Source organism: Streptomyces sp. AC627_RSS907, from assembly GCF_019049165.1.
This window is the reverse complement of sequence record NZ_JAGMUE010001544.1, coordinates 1-779: the sequence shown is the minus strand read 5'-3', so window position 1 is coordinate 779 and position 779 is coordinate 1. Positions and strand designations below refer to the sequence as shown.

The 779-nt window shown below is 74.6% G+C and carries 1 protein-coding gene; it reads right to left on the bottom strand.

Features of this window, described 5'->3' with window-relative positions:
* A partial coding sequence (locus tag KUM32_RS42910) for an ABC transporter permease (protein ID WP_217146964.1) occupies positions 1-716 on the bottom strand: 716 nt, incomplete at its 3' end.
* Between the last annotated feature and the right edge of the window lie 63 nt (positions 717-779).

Sequence of the window (779 nt, the reverse complement as noted above, 5' to 3'; positions counted from 1 at the left end):
ACCCGGTCCTCCGCGCGCCGCTCGCGCTCCGCGCGCCGCCTGGCCGCGCGGACCGCCGCCGGCAGCGGGCTCAGCAGCCGCTCGGCGACCACCACCATGCCCTCGACGAGCAGCGCGAGCCCCGCCACCAGGACCGCTCCGGCGACCACCTGGCCGGTGTTGTAGGTGTTGAAGCCGGCCGTGATGATGCGGCCGAGTCCGCCGCCGCCGGGCAGCGCCGCCAGCGTCGTGGTCGCCACCACCTGCACGGCGGCCGTCCGCAGCCCCGTCATGATCAGCGGGAAGGCGAGCGGCAGCTCGACCCGGCCCAGCAACTGCCAGCCGGACATGCCCATGCCGCGCGCCGCCTCGACCACGTCCTGGTCGGCCTCGCGCATCCCGACGTACGCGTTGGTCAGCAGCGGCGGTACCGCGAACAGCACCAGGGCGATGATGGTCGGCACGTCCCCGTGCTTGCCCAGCGGCGTCAGCATCAGCACCACGAGCACGGCGAAGGTGGGCACCGCGCGGCCGGCGTTGGAGATGTTGACCGCGAGCGCGCCGCCCTTGCCGATGTGGCCCAGGTAGAGCGCGACGGGCAGCGCGATGGCGCAGGAGATGGCCAGGCACACCAGGGTGAGGTACAGGTGCTCGCCCAGGCGGTGCCACACGCCGCTGGTGCCCGCCCAGTTGGCGCCGGTCGTCAGCCAGTCCCAGGCGCCGGTGATCTCGTCCATGTCCTCAACCCGCCTTCGCGGCGCGCGCCACGCGCCGGGTCCCGTTCCGCCTGCCGGTCCGGC